This window comes from Oceaniferula marina (assembly GCF_013391475.1).
GTDB classification, from domain to species: domain Bacteria; phylum Verrucomicrobiota; class Verrucomicrobiia; order Verrucomicrobiales; family Akkermansiaceae; genus Oceaniferula; species Oceaniferula marina.
In genome coordinates this window covers 164,878-185,206 of sequence record NZ_JACBAZ010000003.1, presented here as the reverse complement: position 1 = coordinate 185,206, position 20,329 = coordinate 164,878, and the positions used below count along the sequence as shown (strand labels likewise).

At 55.8% G+C, this 20,329-nt stretch carries 16 protein-coding genes; 5 read left to right on the top strand and 11 right to left on the bottom strand.

Annotation, left to right across the window (positions count from 1 at the left end; translation table 11 throughout):
* Positions 1–16 precede the first annotated feature (16 nt).
* Complete coding sequence (locus tag HW115_RS08935; protein ID WP_178932277.1) at positions 17–859, top strand: hypothetical protein; 843 nt, start codon at positions 17–19, stop codon at positions 857–859.
* A 48-nt stretch (positions 860–907) separates the two neighbouring features.
* On the opposite strand, the gene HW115_RS08930 is transcribed toward HW115_RS08935, so the two are convergent.
* The 8 genes from HW115_RS08930 to rplU form a co-directional block, all read right to left on the bottom strand.
* Positions 908–1,951 (bottom strand): prenyltransferase/squalene oxidase repeat-containing protein, encoded by a 1,044-nt coding sequence (locus HW115_RS08930; protein WP_178932276.1) that lies wholly within the window; start codon positions 1,949–1,951, stop codon positions 908–910.
* Positions 1,952–2,025: 74 nt separating this feature from the next.
* Positions 2,026–5,904: a DUF4175 family protein gene (locus HW115_RS08925; protein ID WP_178932275.1), complete on the bottom strand. Its 3,879-nt coding sequence runs from the start codon at positions 5,902–5,904 to the stop codon at positions 2,026–2,028.
* Between the two features lie 2 nt (positions 5,905–5,906).
* Complete coding sequence (locus HW115_RS08920) at positions 5,907–8,339, bottom strand: vWA domain-containing protein (RefSeq protein ID WP_178932274.1); 2,433 nt, start codon at positions 8,337–8,339, stop codon at positions 5,907–5,909.
* Complete coding sequence (locus HW115_RS08915; protein WP_178932273.1) at positions 8,336–11,254, bottom strand: PA14 domain-containing protein; 2,919 nt, start codon at positions 11,252–11,254, stop codon at positions 8,336–8,338. The genes HW115_RS08920 and HW115_RS08915 overlap by 4 nt, the downstream gene beginning before the upstream one ends.
* A gap of 15 nt (positions 11,255–11,269) precedes the next feature.
* Complete coding sequence (locus HW115_RS08910) at positions 11,270–12,184, bottom strand: DUF58 domain-containing protein (protein ID WP_178932272.1); 915 nt, start codon at positions 12,182–12,184, stop codon at positions 11,270–11,272.
* 96 nt (positions 12,185–12,280) lie between these two features.
* Entirely contained in the window at positions 12,281–13,300 is a 1,020-nt protein-coding gene (locus HW115_RS08905; RefSeq protein ID WP_178932271.1) for an AAA family ATPase, read from the bottom strand.
* Positions 13,301–13,507: 207 nt separating this feature from the next.
* Positions 13,508–13,762 (bottom strand): 50S ribosomal protein L27, encoded by a 255-nt coding sequence (gene rpmA, locus HW115_RS08900; protein ID WP_178932270.1) that lies wholly within the window; start codon positions 13,760–13,762, stop codon positions 13,508–13,510.
* A gap of 68 nt (positions 13,763–13,830) precedes the next feature.
* Positions 13,831–14,220: a 50S ribosomal protein L21 gene (rplU, locus tag HW115_RS08895; protein WP_319609286.1), complete on the bottom strand. Its 390-nt coding sequence runs from the start codon at positions 14,218–14,220 to the stop codon at positions 13,831–13,833.
* 275 nt (positions 14,221–14,495) lie between these two features.
* Here rplU and HW115_RS08890 point away from each other — a divergent pair, with 275 nt between their 5' ends.
* Genes HW115_RS08890 through HW115_RS08875 form a run of 4 tightly spaced genes read left to right on the top strand, consistent with a single transcriptional unit; the run spans position 14,496 to position 17,672 of the window.
* On the top strand, positions 14,496–14,849 hold the full coding sequence (locus HW115_RS08890; RefSeq protein WP_178932269.1) for a GntR family transcriptional regulator: 354 nt from the start codon (positions 14,496–14,498) through the stop codon (positions 14,847–14,849).
* Entirely contained in the window at positions 14,846–15,742 is an 897-nt protein-coding gene (locus tag HW115_RS08885; protein ID WP_178932268.1) for an ABC transporter ATP-binding protein, read from the top strand. Before HW115_RS08890 ends, HW115_RS08885 begins: the two co-directional genes overlap by 4 nt.
* A complete protein-coding gene (locus HW115_RS08880) occupies positions 15,739–16,551 on the top strand; it encodes a hypothetical protein (protein WP_178932267.1) in 813 nt (270 codons plus the stop codon). The genes HW115_RS08885 and HW115_RS08880 overlap by 4 nt, the downstream gene beginning before the upstream one ends.
* Positions 16,552–16,571: 20 nt before the next feature.
* Positions 16,572–17,672: a hypothetical protein gene (locus HW115_RS08875; RefSeq protein ID WP_178932266.1), complete on the top strand. Its 1,101-nt coding sequence runs from the start codon at positions 16,572–16,574 to the stop codon at positions 17,670–17,672.
* A 40-nt stretch (positions 17,673–17,712) separates the two neighbouring features.
* Here the strand turns inward: HW115_RS08875 and HW115_RS08870 are convergent, their stop codons facing one another.
* From HW115_RS08870 to HW115_RS08860, 3 genes are all read right to left on the bottom strand, one after another.
* Complete coding sequence (locus HW115_RS08870) at positions 17,713–19,053, bottom strand: NAD(P)/FAD-dependent oxidoreductase (protein WP_178932265.1); 1,341 nt, start codon at positions 19,051–19,053, stop codon at positions 17,713–17,715.
* Between the two features lie 72 nt (positions 19,054–19,125).
* Positions 19,126–19,593 carry a NanQ anomerase/TabA/YiaL family protein gene (locus tag HW115_RS08865; RefSeq protein ID WP_178932264.1) on the bottom strand — a complete coding sequence of 156 codons (468 nt, stop codon included), beginning with the start codon at positions 19,591–19,593 and terminating at the stop codon, positions 19,126–19,128.
* Between the two features lie 100 nt (positions 19,594–19,693).
* On the bottom strand, positions 19,694–20,137 hold the full coding sequence (locus tag HW115_RS08860; RefSeq protein WP_178932263.1) for an RrF2 family transcriptional regulator: 444 nt from the start codon (positions 20,135–20,137) through the stop codon (positions 19,694–19,696).
* Positions 20,138–20,329 lie beyond the last annotated feature (192 nt).

Sequence of the window (20,329 nt, the reverse complement as noted above, 5' to 3'; positions counted from 1 at the left end):
TGATGTAAACTAGGATATGGCAAGATTATTAGTGTGGATGCTGATCGCGGGGGGGATGTTGTTTGGAGTGACAGCGGATGCCCAGGATCTGGTGAGCAAGAGCTTGCAGGTGGTGAGCTTTAAACCGGTGGGAGGGGAAAATCGTTTTTTTTGGAATAGTGGAGAAAAGCAAAAGGATGCCGATCTGCCAGAGATCCGAGTGTCGTCGAACACCCTACTTCCGCCAGTGGATTATCGAGGGCCCAAGACATTGACCTTGATGCACCGAGCCGATGGTGGAGAACTTCTCCCGGCTGCCCGGGTGAATCTGCCTGAGCGCGGGCGGCGTACGATTGTGGTATTGTTACCTGCCCAAAAGGAAGCGAAGCTGCCTTATCGCGCTCTTGCTCTGAATGGTGATCTGGATGTCTTCAAAGCCGGAACGAGAAAAGTGCTCAACCTTTCTTCGTATCCGGTGCGTGGAGAAATGGGGGCAAATCCCTTCCAGCGTGGCTCTTCGAAGAATGTTCGTTTTGTCTGCCAGGCTCAGAAAATGGTGACGGTGCCGGTGCTCAACAGTCAGGCCAAGGTGCTTGCCAGTCAGCCGGTGATCTTGGAATACTACGGCGCCAATAAAAAATGGAACACGCTGAGCTCCACCCGCTGGTTTCATACCCCAACCCAGCGGCATCTGATCTTTGTGTTTTTTGATGCAAACCGACGCAATTTGATTTTACGCGGCATTTCAGACACGGTGGCTGCCGATACTCGGGATATTGCTGCCAATCGGGCGCCAAAACAAAAAGAGGATGAGGATGCCCGCAAGGGCCAGACCGAAAAAAAGAAGTCGGGCCCAAGAGAAAATCCAAGACATCAATGATGTTTGATCTTGGTCTAACGGATGAGTTGAGGGGGCGCGGCGCGCAGTTTATTCCGGTTCGTCGACGGTTTCGTCTCGCTGATAGATTGGCAGTTGGCGGTAGGGCACGGTGAAGGCAAGAACCATCATCGAGGTGCCGTAGACCGATCCGGCTTCCCGGCTTTTCCATGAGCCGTCGGCTTGTTGTTTGGGAAGGTAGGTTGCGTACATCCATTTGCCGTAGCTATTCCAATACTTACCGCCGAGCTGGAACATCCCCTGGGCGTTGTAGTAGTTGCCATAGATTTCAAACTGGGCACCGGGCAGTGAGCGGTGGTTTTTCAGCACGTAATCGGCGGCTTTGATGGTAGCGGGGTTACCGTGTTCTCCACAGAGCTCAAGGCAGAGCAGGCCCATGCCGGTGAGGGTGTTTTTGTGGTCGTCCCGGCCGGTGTAGCCAAAGGTTCCGGTATCGGGGTTGTGATGCCGATAGAGATAGGCAACGGCATCTTCGATGGCCTTGTCCGGCACGGCGGCACCGTTGAGCTTGGCCGAGCGCAAGGCCATCAGGGCCCAGCCGCTGCAGGAGGTATCGCTGTCGTGTGATCCAGGGTGGTAGCGCCAGCCCCCGCGATGGGATTCGCTCTTTTTTACGGCCTGGGCTTGGAGGATGATTTTGAGTGCTTTGGGCAGTGTCTGGTCGATTTTCTTTTGTCGCTCGGGGTCGACCATACCGGAAATTTCGGAGAGGAAAAGGGTGGCGATGTTGTGGGCATACATCGGGCCATTACCTCCACTGCCGGCTTCTAGAAGTCCGTTGTCTTTCTGATGGCTGGTGATGAAGTCGACACATCGCCTGATGGTTTCCGCGTGTATCCCTTCGGTGGCCATATGTCCTTTGGAGAGAAAGGCCATACCGACGAGGGCGGGGATACCTGTGGAATCGCCGTAGCTGCCCGGGAAGGATCCGTTTTGTTTTTGTTGCGCCGCAAGATAGGTAAGTGCCTTTTCAATACTGGGGTCAACCTGGCTTCGAAATTGTTCGAAAACCGAGCTGTCCGCTACCGCCGGGGACTGGGCATGGAGAGGCGTGATGCCAGAGAGGCTGGCCATGAGTAGACCGCATAGTATGCCGGCTACCGGGGCCTTTGTGATCCATCGATCGATAGGGCGAAATCTACGGGGTCTCATGGTTGGTCTTCCTTTCCCTCACTGGCAATTTGTTGGAAATACTGCTGAACCAGTTGGCGGTAGTCTTCAGGGATGTGGGCGGCATCGGTTCCTTTGATATCGGATTTCAGCATGTGTTGGAGTTTTTCCCAGTCTTTGATAGAGACGCCGAGCTTTGCGAGCTCTGGGGGGACTCCGGGTGACGGTTGTTGGTTTTGTTTCTTGTTCTGTTCACCGGTTCCTTGACCTGATGGTTTGTTCTCGGGGCCTTCTTCGTGCTTGGAAGGTTCAGACAACGATGCCGTTTGAGGTTTTGTTGCTGGGTTGGATGCGGGCTGCTGCCGTCCGGCTTGCATATTTTCCATCGCTTGAGCGGCGAGCTCTTGTAGGGCGTCGGCCGCCTGCCGGCTTGCCTCGGCTGCCTTCTGGTTTTGCCCGGCTTTGGCGGCTTGACTGGCTTCAGCCGCCTGTTCAAATGCTTTGGCGAGTTGTTTTGCGTCGACGTTTGCTTGTTTCATCGGCCGGGTTTGACGCCCCGGTTGTTGTCCGGACTCGATGGCCATTTCCGCTTTGCTTGTTTCGGCGGCCTCCCGTTGGGCGATCGACTCCGCTTGTTTCGCTTGTTGGTCGAGGCGTTTGGCTTCGGCGTCGAGCGCTTTGGCGGTTTGTTCCAGTGACCGGGATGCCTGCTCATTGCGCTGGGTGCTGGCCGGTAGTTGCCCTTCTTGACTTGTTCGGGCGGCTTCGCGTGCGTGCTCACGCGCTTGACGTGACTGGTGTTCTGCCTGCTGGCGCTCCCCCGAGTGGTGTTGGACCTCCGGTAGTGCCTGGATGTCATCGGCGAGTTGCTCTGTGGCCTTGGCTTGCATCCCTTGCAACTCGGCGAGTGCCTCTTTCGGCTTGTTTTGAGCAAGTTGTTCCGCGGCTTTGGCAATCGATTCTTGACGCTCAGCCAAGGATTCGAGCCCGGCATCATGCTCAGCTGATGAAGGTTTGTTAGCATTGGTGTCTGCCTGCTCCTCTGGTTTGTTAGCGGCTGGGTCGGTTGTGTTGTTGGATGGTTTGGATTCTTCGTGGCTTTGTTGGTTGGCAATTTCGTTGAATGCCTTGGCCGCCTGTTTGCTTTGTTCTGTTGCTGATTGTTTTTGTTCGGGTGATGGCTTGCCGGCTGTTTCCGTTGACGGATTGCCGTCCTTTTCTGGATTTGCTTTGTCTTTGGCTTCTGCTTTTTGGGACATCAGAGCGTCTTTGGCTTTGGCGATGGCATCCGGCAGGGTGTCGGCTTCGGGTTTTGCCTCTTGGCGGGCGTGTTCGAGTTGTTTTTCCGCTTGATCGATCACATCCTGCTGGGCTTGTTGGAGTGCTTTTTCCACCTGTTGCTTGAACGCCTCCTTTTGCTTGCTCGCTTGTTTTTGTGCCTGTTTGCTTGCGGCGGATTGAGGCTTGGTTTTCTCGGCTTGTTTGGCTCGATCGGCGGATTGTTGTTGTTTCTCTGCCTGTTGGCTGAGTGATTGCAGTTGTTTTTGTTGGGATGCGAGTTTGCGTGATTGTTCCGCCAGTTCACGTGATTGTTCCGCTTGTTGGCGGGATGCCTCGGCCTGTGCATCGGGTCGTTCGTTGATGGCTCGTCGGAGTTCCTCCTGGACCTGCCGTTGTTGCTGTTGCCATTGCTCGTCGGCTTTTGCTTGTTCGCGGTTTTGTTTGTTTGTTCGCTTGGTGTCTTGTTTTGCGTCTTGTTTGTTTGGCTCCGGGCTAGAGGCGTCTGCGGTCTGTTTGGCTTGCTCTGCTTGTTGCTTCTGTGCCCGTTGTTCAGCCTGGCGTGCGAGCTCGGATTCTTTTTGGGCGAGCTCCCGGAGGCGGGCGATGTCTTCGACCCGTTGGCGATCCCGGTCGACGTTTTGTTGGAGTTGGTCGAGCTGCTTCATCGCGTCTTCCGCGGCGTCACGTGCCTGGTCGAGTTCTTTTTTTCGCTCATCGGGGGTGTTTTGGAGTGGGGCTGTTTCGAGTTTCTCACGGGCTTCGCGCGATTTGTCGGCGGCTTTTTTTGCGTGTTCAGCCTTTGGGGCGTGCACGGTGTTTTCCATTTCCTTGGCGAGTTGATGCAGTGATTTTTCCGCAAGGTGCAGTTGCTCTCTCGCTTTGGCGAGTTGTTGTCGGTTATGTTTCGGGATCTCCTCCTTGCGGACGGTATCGCGGTTGGCATCCATTTTTTCTTTTGCTTGCCTGATGGCTTCGCGAGCTTTGCGGGCGGTTTCACGGACGGATGATTGTTGCTGGTCAAGTTCCTGGCGTGCCAGCGAGGTCGCACTGCGGGAGATTTTCAGCGTGAGGATGGCTGATTTTCCAACCCCTGGTCCGTCAAATTCCGGTGGACGGTTGTCCTTGGCCTGGATCAAGATGTTGATCTCGCGAGCTTTGGGGTGGAGCTCGAGCAAGGTGGCAATCGGCAGGGTGTGTTCTCCACGCCAGAGTTGTTTTTTTGTTGGTGAAACCTGTGTTGGCATCGGCCAGGATGTGCTGTGAGGATGTTTCGGATCGGTAAAGGATACGAGCTCCACGGATTGCAGACCGATGTCTTCACGGATCTGATAGGTGATCGGCAGGTGCTCGTCCGGGCGGACCGTAAGTTCTTGCTTGTCTGGCGATAGGATTTCAATGCTGGGTGCTTTGTCAGGGAGAACGTTGATGGGGAATCTGGCTGCTTCGAACTCTTGGCCGAGTCGGTGTTTGAGTAGGATCGTCCCTTGGCCCGATCGTTTTTTGGTGATGGGAAACCGGCAGCTCAGGCTGGATTGGTCGGCCCCTGGGTGGATATCGAGCGGGACTGGGTTTGAGCCCTTAATCTGTAAGTCGCCGCGGATGACCGGGGTGTTGGTTTTTGCTGTGATTTCGATTTGGGTGCCGGCTATCGCAGCGATGCCGCGGTTATTGAGTTCCTGTTGTTTGTTGTTCCATCCAGTGTATGCCGGATAGCGGTAGCTTACCTGACTTGAGCGAAGTTGGGGTTTGGGCCAGACCTTGACGTGGAACTCTTCGCTTTCGGCTTTACCGACGCGCACCCGGTAGGCGAAATCCTCCTTGGCCTGACTCAAGCGGTAGACCGCGAGGTGTTTGCCTGCCTCGGTTCCCGAATAGGGCAGGGTTTCGGTGGTGGTGGTTGATCCCGGGCTCTGGTTGTGGGTTTCCAGGACGAGTGTTTCGCCGGGGTCCCCGGTGTAGTGGATCTGAATTTCGATGGGTTCACCTTCGAGCACTTCGAGGTTGCCTGGCGAGATTTCAATGTGGATGGCTGCGGCATTACCGACGTTGGCAAAAGGAGCAATGGCACGGACAAAAAGACGGCCGGTTTGGTTTGGCCAGATGGCAAAGAGCAATGCAAAGAGGCCGATGACCAGAAGCGTCGGGGCAAGCCAGCGTTTGACCGGGCCGGTATGAATTTCCTGCCGCGGTTGGATCCTTGCGATGTCGACTCTGGCCTCGCGGGCAATTTCGTCCAGTAGAGCGGGGGACATCCCGTGGGATGAACGATCAGCTAATTCGAGTGAGGTGCTGATGCGTTCCTGAATGTCCGGATGATGGACTTCCAGCCAGCGGGCAATCTGGACCAAGGTAATCCGTCGCCGAAGTGGTTCCCAAAGAAAGCGCCAAATCCCGATGGCGCAGCCCAGTAGCCAGATGGCAAACATCGCCCAACGGGTGGATTCTGCGAGTGGAGCGAGAAACCAATCGGCTGCCATGATGGCGAGCAGGCCGCTCAGGCTGATGGTGAGAATGGCCAAGAGGCCACGCGTCCATTGCAGGCGACGGATTCTCTTGAGGATGGCCTTCAGGCCATCCGTGATTTCCGGTGTGGGTGCTTGGGACATGACGGTCATGGGAGTGTTGGAGTCTGGCATGTTTACGGCAAGCCGAGTTTTCGGCGGAGTGACCACTCGGTGGTGAAGATGATGAGCAGGAGGGTGAGAAGCAGCCAGTGATCCCAGAGAGAGGTTTCTCTTAACTCTTCACGGGATTCGTCACCTGTCAAAAACAAGGAGGGTAGGGTGCTGGCATCATCCGGAGTGGTGAACTGCCCGCCGGAAAGCTCGGCGACCTTTTCCATGAGTGGCCGGTTGAGGGTGGTCTCGGAGAGCTCGACCGGGCTGGTGCTGCCCACTACCCGGATCACGGTGCGGACACTCGACAGGCGGTTGCCGGTAAGTTTGGGATCCAATTTTTCACTCTCCAGGGTGATGTGGTAGCTGCCGGGGGTCGCGAGTGCCGGGGCTGTCGCCTGGTGTAAACCGTGGGACTCTTCGACGTAGCTGAGCGGCACGGTGGCAACTTTTTTCCTCAGTTTCCAGATATGGGCTTTCAGTCCCGGGTCCTTGATGGGGTTGCGTTGTTTGTCCCGGAGCCTGACCATGATCTGGATGGGGTCGTCTCCTGAATAGGTGAGTTGATCGGTGCCAAGGCGAACTTCCGGAGTGCCGGAGCGAAGGTTGGGGCCTGCACCCCAGCGGATGAGTTGCCCCCAGAAGCGATGGTGGTGCTGGTCGCCGACGCCTTCCCTCAGTCGCCAAATGCGGTCGGTGAGCAGGGTGGCGACTTTACCTTTGCCGTATGTCTGGGTGACGAGCAGGGCATTGTTGCTTTCGATGGCACGTTTCCGTTTCAGTGCTTCGAGCGCTTTGTCGAGTTGTTTGGCGCTGTTTGGTGCTGTTTGGGCCTGGGTTTGTGAAGGCCCGGCCATGAGTAACACCTCGGCTCCCTTTTTGACACCGGCCAGTGGATGTCGCCAGCGGAGGCGTGGAAATTGGCTCCAGATGCTGGCATTTTCCAGTCGGCTGTCGGACTGTGCGCTGATCGGGTGGGATTGTCCGGCGCTTGCCAGATGGATTTGGAATTCTGATTGTCGGGTGTGGAAGTAGCTTCGTTGGCTGGGAGTGTAGAGGATCGGCAGCAGGCGTTCGAGTGATGGGTTTTGATGGGCGTGGGGCATCCATCGTGGGCCCGCGATCGTGATCAGCATGGTTCCCCGCTGCTGAACGCACTGTTCGAGAATCTTCCATTGATCGGTGTTCAGGCTGTCCGGGTGGAGGTCTCCGAGAATGATGACATCAAACGATCGCCATGCTTGCTCGTCTTTCGGCAGTCGGTTTGCCTGGGCCTGGCCGAAGGGCCTGGCAGCGGAGGCGTGTACCGCTTGGTCTTCCTGCCCTGAAATCCGGTCAGGGTTCATGAGGACGTATTGCAGGTGAATGGACTTGTCCCGACCATAGAACAGGTTTCTGAGGTAGCGGAACTCCCACCGCGGGTGGGATTCGAGGATCAGCACATTGGTCCGCGCATCGGTGACCGAGGTTTCGAATGCCCAGCGGTTGTTGTCGGAAAACCGTTCATCTGGTAAGGCTGCGAGCTCCAAACGGTAGGAAGTGATCCCTTGTTGATCGGGGGTGTGGCGGAAGCGAATCTCTTCACGGTGGCTGTCCTGAGGGATGGAGACCGGCCGTTCTTCAAGTAAGGTTTCCCCCTGGTAGAGTCGGACGCTCGTTTTTTTACCTTTGTATCCGTCGAACTTGAGTCGGGCCTGGATCCGGATTCGATCCCCAAGGTGGACAGCATCCGGTGACTGGATGGATAAAATGGCGGCATCCCGAGGCGGGGCGTCGTCGCCAACCGCGAGGACTCCTATCGGGGCATCGAGGATGCCAAAACGCCGGGCGATGTCTTCCACGCGTCCGGGGCGGTTATGGCGACCGTCACTGAGGAGGACCACCCCGCCGAGTTGGTCGGCCGGAACTTGGTCGAGCACGGTGTCAAGCGCTCCTGCCAAGTCAGTTGCCTGGTTCCATCCTTCGATCGCCTGTTCATCGTTGCCCAGCACCTTACGGGCGGCCCGCAGAGTGCGGACGCGCATTTTACCTTCCAATTGTTTTGAGAGCCCCGAGGCCTCAAGCGCCTGGATGGCGATCTCCTGGCGGGTATTCGACTGGCCGTCATCGGTGAGGTGCATCGAGGCGGAGTCATCAATCACAATGATCACTTCCTGTTTGATTTCTTTTTTGACCATCCGGCTCCACACCGGTTGGGACAGCATCCAGAGCAGGCCGGCGAGAGCGGACCATCGGAGAGCGAGCAAGATCCGACCCCGGCGTGAGGCAACCACCGTTTGTTCGTAGCGGGATAACTGGAAAATGGTTTCTGCGGCGAGGCTGCCGCAGAGTGCAAGTGTGGTCAGCGACCAGGTGGTCCCGAATTGGAGCCACTGGCCGAGCAGGGCGTATCCTCCCCGGATCAGGAAAAAGCCGATCAGGATACGGGCGAGTGCGGTGGCGATGGGGCGGATCATGGGAGGTCTCCTTTCCCGTTGACGGCTTTGCCCAGGGAGCCGCTTGGCTGCACCAGTGGGTTGTGTGGGTCGGCCTCGATGGCAAAATCGATTTTGACTTCTTCCCCGGCCCGTCGGGATTTCGATATCCAACGGGTCAAGGCGACTTCCAGAACCAGGAGAACCAGGGCACCTATGGCAAAAACCTTCCAGAGTTCTTCCCCGAACCCTTTGCCATTCAACACCGCGAGAATGTCGTCCTGATTACGGAGTGGGATGGTTTCGATGTGTTTGGAAATCAGGGTTGTATCATCGTCATTGAGTGCTTCGTAGCGGCTTTCTTCGATGTCCCGACGGACGACCATGGGCATCGTGGTCCCGGCTTGTTGGTTGAGTAGCTGGGCAGCGGTGGGAGGAACCACGATCTGGTAGAGTCCCGGGATGGCGGGGCACTCAATGTTGAGAGAAGGACCGCGGGCGCCGAGCGTCAGGGTGCTGCTGCGTTGGACGCCGAGAGGGTCAATGGCGGTGGTTTTTTCCAACACCAGATCGGATCCGCTGTCCGGGTCGCGTGGTGGCAGCAGCGCTTCAGGGGGGATGAGCGAGGACGGCGCACCGGGCGGGGTCCAGAGGAGACGAAGCGAGGGCGGGTTGCCGGTTTTTGAGAAGTCGAGTTGCAGGGGCACTGCTTGCCCGGCGCTTAAGTTGATGTTTGCCGATGCCTCGGACTTCTGCCCATTGCTGAAGAGCTGCTTGCCGTCGAGGCTCAGGCTGTATTTCCCCCGGCCCTCAATCGTGATCTTGTACTCGCCGCTGCTTGGTGGTAGGAGCCGCCCATGCCAGCGAATCCCACGAGCCTTGGCTTCGGTGGTTGCTTGGTCTTGTCGGGGGGAATCATTGAGATCGACCACAGAATGGATTTGGCGGCTCAGTGGTGAGCCTTGCATCGATGTTTGCTCGTAATAGCTGGCAAGCAGGCCGCTGCCGCCGGGAAGCGAGATGCGGGGGCTCCAGCGTGCGGGAAGATTGAATTGAATATCGCCGGTTCCCGCCAGCCAGGTGATGATTTCGTGGATGAAAGGAACAAACGATTCCCGGGACGGTAGAGTGCCGCTGAAGCGGTCAAACCGACAGCTGGCGAGCATCACGCGTCCTTGGCCGTGTTGTTTGCTCATCAACCAGGGAGCGCCATTGGAGAAGCGGGCGATGACGTGTTGATTGGCGGATTGGGATACATGCGCCTGCACCTTGCGAAACTGCGAGATATTGGCCTGCTTGAGGTCGCTTTTTTTATCGCGGGAAAAGAGATCGAGTGCCGGGTGGTCGAAGGTGTCCGGGGCGGGGGAGACTTCTTCTTTCGTGCCACTGGCCGCTGCAAGCTGCTTTGGCGAGACCGGGCCCGAGGCTCCCTGCCAAGTGTTGTAGAATGAGGCGTCGGCACGTGATCCGGCGAGGATCAACAGCCCGCCGCCACTGGCGACAAAGGACTCTACCTTCCGGGCGAGATCGCTTGGCAGCCGGGGCACATCGGCGAGCACGATGACGCCGCGTCGCGGAAGCTTGTCCAGGGTGCCCATCTCGGGGGCCGGGACAACTCTGGGGTCCATCAGGAAGCCGGAGGTGCTTTTTCCGGATTTCAGTGGCTGGCTATTTGGCGTGAGCGCGAGTGCGGTAAAGCTGGCGGCACGTTCGAAAAAGGCACCGGACGGGTGGCCGTCGATGAGGAGGACCGGCAGGGACTCGCGGACGTTAACCACCTGTTCCCGGTGGTTGTCCCCCGGAATGGCATCGGCGGTATCGATCCGGGCGTGGATGAGCTGGGCCCCCGTTTGTTTAAACTGATGCTGGAAGTGGATGGTTTCCTGCTGGCCCGGGATCAATTGCCCGACTCCCTGGGCTTCGAGCGACTGCTTGCCGATGTGGAGGCTGAGTTCCCCCGGGGTGATGGTTTCCGTTCCTGTGTTTTCAACCATGACCTTGATCCCGAGTGGGCGGTCGGTTCCGACGAGTTCCCGCGACAGGGAGATATCCGCAATGGCGACATTTCGGAGGATCTGCGGTGGTGGCAGCTGCCGCATCAGCAATCTGGGTGCCTGCGGCATGGAGGAAAGCACATCGCCCAGCGAGCTCCATGCGGACGGGTTGTCGGTGCGCCAACCGATGCGTTGGCCATCGCTGAAGACCAGGATTTCTTTATTCGCATTTTCTCCATCGGCCAGACTGAGTGTGGCCATACTGATGGCGTCTTGTGCCCGGAAGGGGCCACCGACCGCTTGCACTTGCTCGAGTACTTCCAACACGTCAGCGCGGTGAGTCAAAGGAGTGGCCGTCTTGAGTTCTGGTGCCGGTCCGCCGAGGATGATGGTGAAAGCTGTGCCTCGGGGGGCTTGTTTGACCACTTCCTTGGCTTCTTCGACAGCTTGAGTAAAGCTGTTTGGTGATGTGCCGTCGGTGAGCGTCATTGAGCTCGACGCGTCAATGATCAGAGCCACATCCCGACCACTGGCGAGTTTGAAGCGTTTCAGGTTGAGCTCCCGTTCCATGATGATCGCTGCGGCTGTAGCGAGCAGGCAGAGTAGACCGGTGAGCCGGAGTAGCCATCTTGATTTCCGCCCGGATAAGGTAAACGATCCCCCAAAAGCTGCCATGCCAAGCAAGACGAGTGGGATGACGACCAACCAGGGGACGGCCGAATTCGGGGGCACAAAAGGGCGTGCGACTGCGAGTGCGATGAGTGCCAGTAAGAGGCAGCGGGTGACCATCAGGAGGAGATCCTCCCATTCCATGCGCCGTCGCCTCATGGCTACGGTGTCGAATAAAAAGCGCATGGCGCCCCAGTCCATCGGCTTGGCCGCCTGGCGGCGAATCAGATGGAGGATGACCGGAATCATCGCACCCGCCAGTCCGGCCAGAAGTATGGAGTTGAGGAAAAGCATCGGGGTGTGGGATGGTTACGAGCGGCGGGCGTGCATGCGACGGCCAAGATAGCGAACCAGGGTGTCGCTGAGCGGGGTGCGGGTGTTGACCGGGACGTAATCGGCACGCAGCTTGCCGCAGGTGGTTTCCATGGATTGGATAAACTCGCGCAGACGTTCGAGATAGGCGGCACGCACCGCCTGAGGATCGATTTTGAGCATCGGTTCAATCCCTTCAAGGTCGCGGAACCGTTGGTAGTTTTTGAATGGGAAGCTTAGTTCCTCCTCGGCAAGAACATGGAAGAGGACCAGTTCGTGTTGTCGGAAATCGAAGTGGTGCAGGGCCTCGACCATGGACTTCGGGTCATCGAGGAAGTCGCTGATCAGGATGACGAGTCCTCGTTTGGGGATACGCTCGGCCACTTCGTGCAGCACCTTGGCCACTTCGGTTTCGGTTCCGGGCTCCGTGTTCCAGAGGGTGTCGAGGATGCGTCGCACCTGGCTGGGGCGACTGGCGCAGCGGAGTTGGTCGCGGATGATGTGGTCGAAGGTAACGAGGCCGGCACCGTCACCTTGTTTGACGTAAAGGTAGGACAGCGCGGCGGCGAGGTAGCGTGCGTATTCGAATTTCGACCTGGCGGTTCCATCGATTTCGCTCGCCTGTTCGCCACGGTAACGCATTGAGCCGGAGATATCGACGGCGACGGTCGTACGGAGGTTGGTTTCCTCGATGTACTGTTTGATGACGTTGCGATCGTTTTTTGCCATCACGCGCCAGTCGAGGTTGCGCGGATCATCGCCCGGGCTGTACTCCCGGTGTTCGGCAAATTCGACAGAAAACCCCTTGTCGGGGCTGCTGTGTTTGCCCGTCAGGGTGCCTTGCATGCGTTTGCGTGCCAGCCATTCGAGCCGACGCATCACCGCCATGGTCTCCGTAGGGAGCAAGGACATGCTTGCGGGAATTTCCAGAGTGTTTGGCATCAATTGCGTGCGTGGAAAGCGTGCGGGAAGTGTGGGTAGTGGATCCGTGGTCTGCCTCCTGGGTGCTTAAACGTGCAGGTCCTCTTTGGGGGCGAGCTCTTTCAGCAGCATGGTGACGATCTCGTCGCTCGTCACACCTGCGGCTTCGGCATTGAAGGTGGTCAGCACCCGGTGGCGTAACACGGGCTTGGCTACCGCAATGACATCCGCGGTGGTGGCATGGAATCGACCTTTGAGCACGGCATGCGCCTTGGCGGCAGCGATCAGGCTGATGCCGGCACGTGGGCCTGCTCCCCAGCCAACCATTTCTTTGACGAAGGATGGAGATTCCGGGGATTTCGGGCGGGTGGCACGGGCGAGATCCGCGGCAAAGTCGATGACGTGATCTCCGACCGGCACCCGCTTGACGATGGACTGCAGGGTGATGATGTCCTCGGCCGTCATCAGGGGCTCGACGCGGGCCTCGCTCGGGCTGGTCACCCTGCGAATGATTTCGCGTTCTTCTTCGGCGCTGGGGTAATCGACGACGATGTTAAACAGAAAGCGGTCGAGCTGGGCCTCGGGTAGTGGGTAGGTGCCCTCCTGTTCGATCGGGTTTTGGGTGGCGAGCACGAAAAAGGGGTTGGGTAGAGGGAAGGTTCTTTCACCGACGGTGACATGGTGTTCCTGCATGGACTCGAGCAGGGATGCCTGGGTTTTGGGTGGCGTCCGGTTGATTTCATCGGCGAGCACCATATTGGCAAAGATCGGACCGTGGACAAAGCGGAAGTCCCGGCGTCCGGTTGCCTGGTCCACCTCCAGGACGTCGGTGCCGGTGATGTCGGAGGGCATCAGGTCCGGGGTGAATTGAATCCGCTTGTAGCTGAGGTGGAGGGCTTCACTGAGTGTGGAGACCAGCAAGGTTTTGGCGAGTCCCGGGACACCGACCAGAAGCGCGTGCCCCCGGCAGGAGATGGCCATCAGGACCTGTTCAACCACCTCGCTTTGGCCAACGATGATGCGTGAGATTTCTTCCTTCATGCGCTCGTAAGCGCTGTGCAGTTTTTCTACGGCTTCCTTGTCGCCGGCTTCAGTGGGTGTGGTCATGGTGCTGGTGTGCTGTGTAAAAATGAGCCCTAACGTTACCTATACCGTGGGCTCTCCTTTGTCTCTTTCATCGGAGTTTCAAAAACATCCGACTCTTTGCGGAAGCTTCATCTTCGGCTGGTCAAAGCGGAGAAAACAGCACAAAAAAATCCCTGCCGGACAGTGCCGACAGGGATCTTGAAAATGGTATGATTGAAGCGGGTCGAATTAGACCGCTTCGGCAAGCTTGACGTTGACGCGGCGGCCACCTTTGTCGAAGTAGACGTTGCCTTCAACTTGAGCGTGGATCGTGTGATCCTTGCTGATGTAAACGTTGGTGCCGGGGTGCCACTTGGTGCCACGCTGACGGATGATGATATTGCCGGCGACGACTTTCTCACCGCCGAATTTTTTCACACCGAGGCGTTTGCTGCGTGAGTCGCGACCGTTTTTAACGGAACCTTGTCCTTTCTTATGAGCCATGGAATAAAAGTTGGTTGAGGTTGATGATAATGGTGGCGCTTCCCTCAGGGGATGCGCCAGATGCTAGCTTAGCTGATGCTGGTGATTTCCAGTTTGGTGAGGTGACGACGGTAGCCTTTGGTCTTGTGGTAACCTTGGCGACGCTTGAATTTAAAGGCAACGCCTTTTTTGCCGCGGAACTGGTCAACCACCTTGGCGGTCACCTTGGCACCGTCAACAGTCGGTGTCCCCACGGTGGTAGCGCTGCCGTCGTTGACGAGCAGAACCTCTTCAAATGTAGCTTCGGAACCCACTTCAGCGTCGATTTTTTCGACGTCGAGTTTGTCACCTTCTTGAACGCGGTATTGTTTACCACCTGTTTTGAAAACTGCGTATGCCATGGGAATATCTCCTTGCTTAAATGCGTAAAATCCGTCGGAACACACCTTGCGCTCCTTGCGGGGGCGGGAATTCACCACAATAATGCCAAACGGGCAAGCAGATTTTTTGGCTTATTTTAAAAAGTTTTGCCATCCTTGAAAATCTTCAGCCCAGACAGGAGGTTACGGGAATGTACCGCCTCAATCAGATGTAAGCAATTGATTTACAGTCTCAAAGCTTAAATCGAGAAGATTGCCCTTGCTTTAACTGTATCGGTGTTGTAATACAGTGAACATCACAGGGGCGCAGCGCAATTATGGGATTATATTTACAGATCAATCATCAGACGGGTGTTCCTGCCTATCGTCAAATTATGGAGCAGATCAGTGAATACCGTCATGCAGGTGTATTGAAGGAGGGGGACAAGCTGCCATCGATTCGGGCGATGGCCAAGCAGGTCGCGGTCAATCCGGGCACGGTGGTGAAGGCGTATCAGGAGTTGGAGCATGACGGGGTGATTTTCAGTCAGCACGGCAAGGGGGTGTTTGTTGCGGCTTTACCTGATGCGGAGGGGATGAGCAAGGAGGAGCGCGAACGGCCGGTGAGGGAAGCGATCGAGCAGGTGCTTCTCTTGTCGCGGAGGATGGGTCTGAGTGATGAGGGGCTGGAGCATTTATGGAACGACGAACGGGCGCGCGGGAAACAAGATGAAAAGGAGTCGATATGAAGAGTATAGAAATCAGCAATTTGAGCAAAAGTTTCCATCCCGGGTTCCCGGTATTGAACCAGATGAATTTATCGGTTTGTGCTGGTCAGGTGTATGGATTGCTCGGTGAGAATGGGTGTGGCAAAAGCACGACCTTTAATATTCTTGCGGGGTTGGAGCAGGCGGACAGTGGCTCTGCCCATGTGTTGGGCGCGCCGTTTCGCTATGCCACACCCTCTCATCGGAGTCGGGTAGCGATTGTTTCGCAGTCGGGCACGACCTTTCCATCGTTTACTCTGGCCGAGCATTTTGATTATTTTGCGCAGCTGTATCCGAAGTGGGATGCCAAGTTGGCGGGGTACTTGGCTGCGAAGTTCGGCTTGCCTTTGTTTTACCCGGTTCGTTTTTTATCCGGTGGGCAGCAGCGTAAGGCCGCGATTTTACTGGCGATGGCGACACGGGCCGAGGTGCTTCTGTTCGATGAGCCGGCGGCGGGCCTGGATCCGGTGGCGCGGCGTGCATTTATCGAGGAGCTTGCGGATGTATTGGCGGAGCGTGAGGAGACAACGGTTTTATTCAGCACGCACATCATGAGTGATTTGGAGCGGATTGCCGATGATATTGGCTTTTTGCACTCGGGACGCATCATGCTGGAGGAAAATGTGGCTGAGTTGACCGAGACGGTGCGCAAGGTGCAGGTGATTTTCCGGGACGATCAGCCGGTTCCTTCTGATTTCACCCTTCCGGGCCAGATTGGCCGTTTGCAGCGTGAGGGCAGTGTGGTGAGTGGCATGGCTCGTTTTGCCTCCGTGGAAGAGCGCGAAACCTACCGGCGCCAGACGGACAAGCAAGTCGGGGTGTTCAGCCTGAACTTGGAAGATTTATTTATTGAACTGATTCGCAATCAATCATGATGAAACAAGAAAATTTGTTAGCTCCGACGGCTCTGTGTCCGGATACATGGCGACCGATCCTATGGCGGGAGTGGAAGAAATCGCAAGCAGCGGTGAGGTTGCTGCTGTTTTCCTTTGTGCTTATTTTTTTACTGATCCCGATTGATCCCAACGGGGTGATGTTGTTGGTGGGGATGTTGTTAGCCGGGCAGTTGTTGGCGGTGACTCTCGGTGGGAGTGACTTGTCCGAGGGGGCTGAGCGTTATGCTTTTGTGATGCCCCTGAGGAGGGCGGATTATTTCTGGGCAAGGTACCTGGCCGGATTGGTTTTGTTAGTTTTGATGGGAGGCTCGGCTTATGTGATGAATCACTATGATTTACACCGCTATTTTTGGGGTTTGTTTTGTGAGTCGGGTTTGGCGGAGACGCGTCGAGCTCCCTATCCGGAAAAGCCATTGGGGATGTTCAGTCTTTGTGCCTTGCTTGGATACAGTAACAGTTACTGTATGGCTGCGAATGTCCGTAAAGTAAACATCCTGGCGGCTTCCTGGTTTGTGGGTTTGTTTCTTACTTATGCCTTGCCTGCGATCCTTTTCGGAGTCTGGTCGCTTGTTGATCAACGCTCGCATTCCAGTGATCTGAAGGGGATGCCCTTCCTGATTGTTTCCGCCTTGATCTCCGCACTGGTGCTTTACAAGTGCTTTGGATCTTATGTGGGGAAGAGTGCTCCCTCCAGCGAAGGGGGAGCATCCGGCGGGAGTGGCTGGCGGGTAGCATTGATTGTGCTGGCTGTGTGGGTGGTCCTCTCGTTGTTGCTCTCGGTCGCCTGATATACTAACAATTCGAATCCATGAAAATTTTCATTTTATTACTTCTTGTTCTTGGTTTGGTTTTGCTGCCTGTGTTTGGGAAGCGATGGATGGCTAAAATGCCAGAAGGTTTCCGCAAATGGCTACCAAAGGTGGTCGGGGTGCTGGGGGTGGTGGTGTTTCTAGCGATGGTGCTTAACTCGGTGTTTACGGTGCAGCGTGACTTGGCTGATTTGAGTCCAGAGGAATCCGTGAAGGTGGCTGTGGCGAGTCAAGAGCTTGACCCGGAGAAGGTGACGCTTTCCGATTTGGATGTGCACTTGGTTCGTGTGGATACCAAGGGGTCCCTGGTGGCCAGCGACTGGGAGGTTCGGCAGTGGAGGGTTCCTGCAATCGAGGGGTTTTCCAGTTTCCGCGCCGGTGGGGACTTGGAAGTCTCTCTCGATACCTATCATATCAGCCGGGGAGCCTTGGATTACACCTATGCCACTCAAACAAGCCATTCAAGTGCTTCCGGATCATCCGGTGGTCAGTCGTTGAGTCAGGTGCTGCAGCCTTATCCTTTGCATAGATTGAATCCTTCTCTGCCGATGTCGATTGTTTTGATCGGCGTGCCGGAGGTCAGGGAAGAGAGTCGCTTGTATTTTTTTCTGACTCATAAAGATGATCCTTTGAAGGAACTCGCGGTGGATGCGTTGACGCCCGAGCTGGGTGAGCTCAGCAGGAATGACTATTTGTTGGAAATTAATTTACCGATGGATCGTTTCGGGCAGCGTGCTCCGATGGGGGTGCAGTGGTTGGGTTCTTTGGGGGGTGCGGTGCTCGTCATGATCGGAGCGCTTGTTATGGCATCCTATCTGTTCCCGTGGCGCTTTAGCTACACATTCACCGCTGCTTTGGTGCTCTGCATCCTGACATCCATCGCACTGGACCGGTGGCGTGTGCAGTTTGCCTCCGAGATGAGCCAGGACAGTCGCAAATCCGCTGTTACGCGTTATCTGGCAATGCAGCATTTGCGTTCGAGTTTCTTTTGGAAGCCGACAGCTGCCGAAGCATTTCATTCAGCCAACACCGAGGGGTTCGATGAAGTGATGTTGGATGTGGTCCGTCGCGGAAAGGTCGAACTCCCGCTGAAGGATTGATCGATTGCAGCGTGTGGTGGTTTGTAGCCAATAGCAGTATTTATGATGCGGGCTCTTTTTCACAGGTTTCCGTCTGTGCGCTGAACACCCGGGCTCCTGGTTTATCTTTGATGTAGTTCCAGCCCCATTGCAGTAGCACTGAGAGTTTGTTGCGGAAACCGATCAGGAATGCCAGGTGAATGAACAGCCAGGCGAGCCAGGCCAGCCATCCCTGAAGTTGCATTCGTTTCGATTTCACTACGGCTGAGTTTTTTCCCACAATGGCCATGATTCCTTTGTCGAGATACGTGTAGGGAGGATAAGCAGAGTCATCACCGTGCTCGATGGAGGAAAGAATGCGTTTGGCGACGTAGATACCCATTTGGTTGGCGGCGGGGGCGAGTCCTGGAACGGCTTGTCCTTTGGCATCGGTGTGGGCAGTCAGATCACCGACGGCAAACACTTCGGGGTATCCTGTTAGGGAGAGGTCCGGTTCCGGGCTGATGCGTCCAGCGCGGTCGGTTTGGCTCGGTAGTGACCGGGTGAGTCGATTGGCTTGCACTCCCGCTGCCCAAATAATGGTGCGGGCTCGGAGGGCTTGGCCGTTTTCAATTTGCACACAGTGCTGTTGGATGGCCGTGACGCTGGTGCCCAGCAATAACTCAACCCCGAGCTTCTCAAGTTTATGTTTGGCGTATTCCGATTGCTCCTGCTCAAAGGCGGCGAGGAGTCGGTCACCAGCTTCGATCAATACAATCCGGAGTCGGGAGATATCGAGTCGGCGGAAATTGGATTTCATGGCCTTGCGTGCAAGGTCGGAGTAAGCACCAGCGAGTTCCACGCCGGTGGGGCCGCCACCGATGATGGCAATGGTCATGAGTTCTTTTCTCAGTTCAAGGTCATCGGTCTTTTCCGCTTGTTCAAGGGATTTGAGAACAGCGCGTCTAACATTCAGGGCGTCCTGAAGATTTTTCATGCCGAAGCTATGTTGTTGCCAGTCGTCGTGACCGAAGTAGGATGTTTGCGCTCCGGCTGCCAGAACCAGGTAGTCGTAATCGTAGCTGTGCTGTTCCGAATGGGCTTGTTGTTGTTCGGCATCGATGTTGAGGATTTCATCCATCAACACGGTGACATTCGAAGCATACGAAAGGATTTGGCGTAGTGAGCGTGCGATGTCCGGTGCTGCCAGCGAGGCCGTAGCCACCTGATAGAGGAGGGGTTGAAACAGGTGATGGTTTTCACGGTCGACGAGGGTGACCTCAACCTCATTGCGGTTGGCCAGTTGCTTGGCGCAGTTCAATCCTGCAAAACCTCCACCAATGATCAGCACCTTTGCTGGCTGGTTTGGTTTTGTTTGTTTACGTTTGTCGCTGGAGCCTGATGGCTGGGCAGGGGGAGTCATGAGTCAAGGTTGACTCGATCCGCACTTCGTCAAACGACAAAAACCATTTTTGGGATTTGGTGTGGACGACGTCTAGTCCACTGGAACTTTGATGACCAGCTTGCGAACCTCCTGGGTTTGTTTGCCTTGGCTTACCCCTGGAGCGTGGGCATCGGATGGATAGAGGATCATCACCTGGCCTGAGCAAAATGGAATATCGCCATGGTTGCCATTTTGGGCCACGCCGAGCAGGCAGTCGTTGTCGGCATCGTAGCTCTGGGTAGTCACTAGATCATTCAAGGGTAGCCATTTCATGATTTCATTTCCCGAGAGGATGAATTGCACATCAATGAATTTGCGGTGGGCCTCGTAACGCAAGGCGTCGGATTCTTCATTGGTGGTATAGGACTGGGCGACGCCCCAGATATCACTGCCGGGTATTTCAAAGCGGCCGAGTGCTTTTTCATCCTGACCGTGCTCTTTCAGATAGCGGAGAGCTGTACGCAGGGATTCAGAATCAGCACTCTGAAGATCAATTTCATTTAGACTGGTAATAATCATGGGCAGTAAAATAACGGATGCCCATTATTGCCATGCTGCGTTTGCCTCATCAAGGAGAGACAAGAGGACCGAAGCTAAAACCAGTTTGATACGTCTGGTGCTATGACTCCTGGGGGTCGGGACGCTTGGATGAGGATCCGGATTCGACAAAAGCGCCAAAGTGGTTGGACTCGAGGAAGTGTTGCATTTCCTCGGTCATCCGCTCGATTTCATCGTGCATCGGGCAGGGGTCATGGTTGCCACACCAGCCGTGGCCAAAGGGGCACTGCATGATTTGGTTTTTTACCTCGAAGCAATGGACGACATCAATGAATCGAATGTCCTCTGGTTTTTTTGCCAGGGCATAACCACCACCCGGCCCGGTGGACCCGCGGACATAGCCAGCTTGTGACAAGGTGGTCAGGATCTTCGCCGCGAGAGGTTTTGAAAGAATGCGCGCGTTGGCCACATTTTGGGAACTGACCAGACCTTGGTCATCTCGGTAGCATTCCGCGAGATAGCTCATTACGGCAATGGCATTCTGTGCTGTCTTTCCAATTTGCATCTCTGGGTGAATCAGTTCCTCTTAAGAAAAAGCACCGATCTCATAACGAGATCAAGATCTAAAATCGAGAAAAAAATATATTTATTCTTTTTAGCGGGGCGAATTAGAGAAAAAAAATTATTTAATTCTTGGGTTTTCAGTTGACTATGCTATGGCATGTGCTGTTGATGAGTCAGGGGGAATCGTCATGAT